Source organism: Corynebacterium sp. CCUG 61414, from assembly GCF_024453945.1.
Lineage (GTDB): Bacteria > Actinomycetota > Actinomycetes > Mycobacteriales > Mycobacteriaceae > Corynebacterium > Corynebacterium pseudogenitalium.
On sequence record NZ_JAGPYU010000025.1, the window covers coordinates 1 to 5669 of the forward strand.

General features: G+C 55.3%; 2 protein-coding genes. Both read right to left on the minus strand.

The window, feature by feature from the left end:
• Positions 1 to 2779: Ig domain-containing protein (locus KBX14_RS11345; RefSeq protein ID WP_256042546.1), on the minus strand; the 2779-nt coding region annotated here is incomplete at its 3' end.
• A gap of 457 nt (positions 2780 to 3236) precedes the next feature.
• Positions 3237 to 5669, minus strand: a 2433-nt coding sequence (locus KBX14_RS10985) for a YPDG domain-containing protein (protein ID WP_256042547.1), incomplete at its 5' end; no start/stop codon positions are given.

Consider the following 5669-nt stretch of genomic DNA (forward strand, 5'->3'; position numbering starts at 1 on the left):
TAGCAGAGACCTTGGTTTCGTCGTCAGGATTAACGATCTTGACACCAGTGTCCTGCTTCTCATCAGTCGGATCAACCGGCTTCTTACCAGACTCATCAACCGTGGTCTTGTCGGAGTCGTTGTCGTCAACACCCTTCTTGTGGCCGTTGACCTCAACCTCAACATCCTGCTTGCCACCGTCAAGATCCGGATCCTCAACAGTCACCGTGATCGGACCATCAACATCGGTACCCGGCGTGACGTGAACGGTACCATTCTCATCAATCTCGACCGGGACGTCCTTGCCGTCCTCATCCTTAGCAGAGACCTTGGTTTCGTCGTCAGGATTAACGATCTTGACACCAGTGTCCTGCTTCTCATCAGTCGGATCAACCAGCTTCTTACCAGACTCATCAACCGTGGTCTTGACGCCAACTGCCAACGGCACAACATCAGTGTGCTCGGTCTCGTTGCCATCCTGATCAACCAGGGTGTAGGTCACGGTCACATTCGGCTTCTCCTCAGAAGCCGTAACCGGAGCAGTCGGATTACCCGTGATCTTGCCATCCTTGAACTCCAAGCCGTCAGGAAGACCCTCAACCTTGAGGGAGCCTTCCTTAATCTTGAAGCCCTGCGGCAGAGGACCAAAGCCCTCTGGCTTTACTTCCTGCTCGTAATCCTCGCCAACAACACCGTCCTTCAGCGGCGTATCCGTCACCACAATCTTCGTGACGACCTCTTCCAGCTGCTTCTCTGCAACCCGAGACTTCTCGGTCTTCTGGATACGCTTCGCGGGGTCTTCCTCATCAGGGTTCTCCCAAACCGGGTCACCATTTTCATCGGTGACGCCAACGTACTTCTCTACCATGACCTCAACCTCACGGGTTACGGTCACTTCAGTAGTGCCAGGCTCGGTTGGAATACCAGTGATCTTGCCGGTCTCAGGGTCGATCTTAAGGCCATCTGGCAGCTTGTCGGCGGAGTACTTCGGCTTCGCATCCTCAGCGAGGTCATCCGGCAGGTTGCCAAACAGGTCCGCAACATTGTTGTCCGGGTATTCTTCCCCTGCGGAGCCAAGTGGCAGCTGCTCTGGAACGACAGCGGTAAACGAGTCCGCAATCTCCCAGCGGTCAGACATCTTCTTCGAAACAGGATCAACGCTGACAACCGCCGCTGTGTAGACGGTGGTTTCCTTCAGGTCTTCGGGCGCCTGGAAATCACAGGAAGGCAGCACACCCTTCTCGTCACTCTTGACGATGCACTCCTTACCTTTGAGCTCGGTCTGATTACCAGCAGGATCGGTTGCGTACCAACGAATCGCGTAATCCGCATTCGGCATCAAACCCGCAGCCTTCGTGGTCACCTTCGACCCAGCACGACCCTTATTGTCATACGAGTTGTACTCAGGGATATCAAAGATCGGCTGTGCAGACATCAACGGGAACTGCAGGCCGTTCATGTTCGCACCCGCGATAACAGTGCCGGAATCAGCGTAGTTCTGGAACATGTTCATCGGGAACGCCGAATTCTTCACATCACGACCCTCGATACGTGGGTAGATGTACATGTAATCCGTATTGATGTGACGACGCTTCCCAATAGCGAGACCAGTGAAGGCGCCGTAACGGCTGCCTCGGTCCATTTCGTACTTCGGCGCTACCTTGCCGAACTCGTCTTCTGATACGTTGCCGATCCTGTCACGGCTGGCACCATACGTGCCCTTAAATGGCAGGTAAATCGTGCCATCATCCTTCGACGGCACTACGACCGTCTCAGCGATGTGGGAGCCTACACCATGCTCATCCTGGTACGCCTTAATAATGCGCTCCTGATTCGCACGCTCCTGCTCAGCAGTGTAGCCCTTGTTCGCATCCTTCCACGCATCAATCTGGCGCGCGACTTCATCATTGAGGTACGAGCCGACGATCTCCACGCCACCGGCGGCACGGTCGCCCTGCCCAGTCTGATACTTGTAGTACCCCGGCAAAGAACCTGCATCCTCACCGTTCTCCCACCACACCATCGACTGATTCGGCGCAGCAAGGCTCTTAATGGTGCCAAACGCACCATAGTCCGGGAACTGACCATCAACCGTTGGCTTGCCCGTCTCACCATCAAGCGCACGCGTCCACTCGGACTCAGGCTTCGCCAACCAACCAACGTGGTTCGGCTTCTCCTCCAGCACAAAGCGGCCGTTGGTAATACGCGACCCAGCAGGACCAGACGTGAAGTTCCACGACTCCTGCACACGGTTGGTACGCGTGGTGTAGCGGCCAGAGTTCATGTCACCTGCAGCTACTACCGAGTACTTCTCTGGGTCGGGGTTCTCACCCCACACGCGGACGCGGGTCTTGCCGCCCTGAACGCCAGCTAGATGGAATGCCGGTGCATGTACGCGATCCGTAACCTTGCGGGTCAAGTCGAAGGAAAACCTTCCCTCTGAGTCGGTCAGGGTGTAGAAAACCGGGGAGACCTCATTCTTACCCGTGACGTACTGCAGGTAGATGACGTTGCCCTTCAACGGCTCGTTGTTCGAGCTCAGATCATCGTGGCGACCATCCTTGTTGATGTAGGCGTAGCCGTGGTAGCCACCGTAATCGCGCCAGCCACCCTTGGTGTAGATGGCGTTCGGCACCATCTTGCTCTTGCCCTGCGTATCAGCAGCAGCTTCAGCACCCACAACTGCAGCAGGAGCCTCCTGAGCAAACGCAACCGGCTGCGCAAGTGGCGCAACCAACGCGAACGACAATGCGGCCGCGGCAAGCGAAGTGCCACGGCGTGCCTTATAGGAGCTTCGCACAATAATTCCTTTCATTCGTTATTTCAGAACATGCCACCGCCGCGTGCATCACCGTTTTCCCGGTGTAGGCACAGGCGCTACATGGTTTACAGTTATCTGACAATAACAATGAAAGGTCTGTGCATCCAGTGGACCTTTTACATCTAGCCCATTTATGGACGCTTGTACATTACGGCGGGTTAAAAACTTAGAGCTTCATGAGCTGCGAACTGTTTGCCATTTGCCCAGGAAGGCACGTTAATAACTTTGACCTATAGCACTTCGGTACATCTGTACGCCACCTGGCAAGACGCAGGCTTTTCGACGTCCCCTCCGCCAATAATGTCCAAACATGCAAAAAGCTGCCATTCGTCGCGATGACGAACAGCAGCTCTTTTCTTCTTAGCAGATGCTTAGTAAGCGTTTAGCCCTTTCCCTCCCCCCGCAAGGGGGGGAGGCGGTGATGGGCGCTATCGCGTTACTTCTTCGGCGTAGCGGTCGCCTTCGCATCATCCTTCTTCGAGGAAAGCTTCATCGTCTTACCAGACGAACCCTTCAGCTCAAGGTCCTTGACCGAAGACTTCGGACCATTCGGGTTGCAGTTGTCGTAGATGACCGTGCCAGCAAGGATGCCAGCAGCAATCAGAACGATACCCGCAGCGACCATGCCCAGATCCGCACCAACGGTGCGCAGCTGTGCGTTGATCTGCTCAACCTGACGTGCCATCTCCGGATTGAAGATGCCAGCCTGCTGCTGGATACGAGTGTTCACATCCTGCAGCTGAGCATTCACCTGTGCAGCCACATCGCTGAGCACCGGAATCTGAATCTGGGAAGCCAGACCCAACGGCAGGAGCGCGATCAGTGGGAGACCGAAGCCCACAGCGGATGCAACACACTTGCCGGTATCAATACCGACCTGCGCGTTTGTCGAGTTACCCGCCTCATCAGTCACCGTGATCTTGTCGCCTGGCTTCAACTCAACACCAGACGGGACATCAATCTTCCAGTTGCCGTCCTTATCGGTAATGGTCTCAATGACCTTACCGTTCGGCAGCGTGACCTTAATCGTCGAGTTCGGACGATCATCCTTACCAGTGATCGTCTTATCACCAGGCTTGATCGGGTTCACACTCGGCGGAGTGGTGTCCTTGTTCGAATCACCCTCCCGTGGGCCCTGGACCGTCTTTTCAGCAGTCTTCTTACCTGCATCTTGCGTAACCTTCACGGTCTTACCCTGCGTCAGAGGAGCATCACCTGGAACCTCCACGGTCCACTTGCCGTCATTACCGACGACACCGACACCGATCTCCTTGCCATCGTGGGTCACCGTCACCTTGGAGCCAGGCTCGCCGGTACCGGTGATGGCCTTGTCGCCCTCGTGAACGTCATCGATGGCAGGTGTTGCGACCGAAGCGTCCTCACCAGGCGTCGGCTTCGAGTTCTCATCGGCAGGGTTAGAGCCCTTCTCGATCTCCTCACGGTTGGAGTGACCGTCACCATCGAAGTCACCATCCGGATCCAGCAAGGACTTACCATCCTTACCAACCAGCTCGAAACCAGCAGTTGCGTGGTTCTTCGACTCATCGTTATAGGTGAAATCAACCGTTACAGACGGACGAACGTACGGAGTAAAGATCTCCTTGAAGTTATTCCAGCTGCTATCAATCTGCGGCAACTCAGAGGCGATCTTGTCAGCGACCTTCTTGTAGTCAGGAGCCGTTGCCTTGACAACACCGCTCTTGCCAGTCTCAAACGTCCAATCCTCAGAACCAGCAGAAGGCGTACCAATTGCATCCTTCACAGGAACATCAGTCTTGCCCTCAAACGGATTCTTCGACGTCTCGGTCTTACCAGCCTCGACATTCTTACGATCACCGTAGTTCGGTACGAACTTCGCAGCATCAGAGTTCGGATCAACGATCTTCACACCGATCTCACCAACAGTCTTGCCACCCTTGTCAGTGACAACAACTGTGGCATCCTGCGGATCAGTCCCCTCCGGCACCGTCACCTTAACGTTACCGTCCTCGTCGATCTCAACCTTCGAGCCTGGAATCTCGTTGCCATTCTTATCAACAAGCTTGCCGGTCTCATCACCCTTCGGGTTCTCAACCTTGCCAACCTCATGCGGCGTGTTATCAGCCGGAACTGTCGTGTTCTTACCAGGCTTGACCGAAGGATCCTTCGGCTGCACCTCAACCGTGACGTCAACGTTGTCCTTGGAACCATCCGGGTAGGTCACAACAACCGGAACAGTGATCTTGTCACCCGGTGTCGCATCCTCCGGAACAGGAACGGTCACAGAACCATCTTCCTTGACAGTCACGTTCTCCGGAGCACCCTCGCCCTTCTCGAACTTCGTGTCTGCCGGCGGAGTGGTCTCCTTGCCGTCCTTATCCTTAAAGACCGGCTTGTCAACCGTGGCGTCCTCACCCGGCTTACCAGAACCTGGCTTGTACTCAGGCTCGTAGGACTCATTGTCCTTCGAACCCGGAACCGGTGGCACATCCTTCTCCGTCACCGTGACGGTCACATTGACGTTGTCCTTGGAACCATCCGGGTAGGTCACAACAACCGGAACAGTGATCTTGTCGCCAGGCTTCGCATCCTCAGGAACCGGAACAGTGATCTCACCAGTGGTCTCATCAACCTTCACACCATCAGGCGCATTGTCACCAGGAGTGAACTTCGTACCCTCAGGAGCCTTGGTGTCCTTACCGTCCTTGTCAGTGAACTTCGGAGCAGGAACCGTAGCATTCTCGCCCGGCTTACCCTTACCGTCCTCATACTTCGGCTCAACCTGATCAGCAGTCTTAGCACCAGGCTCTTCAACCGTGACGGTCACATTGACGTTGTCCTTGGAACCATCCGGGTAGGTCACAACAACCGGAACAGTGATCTTGTCGCC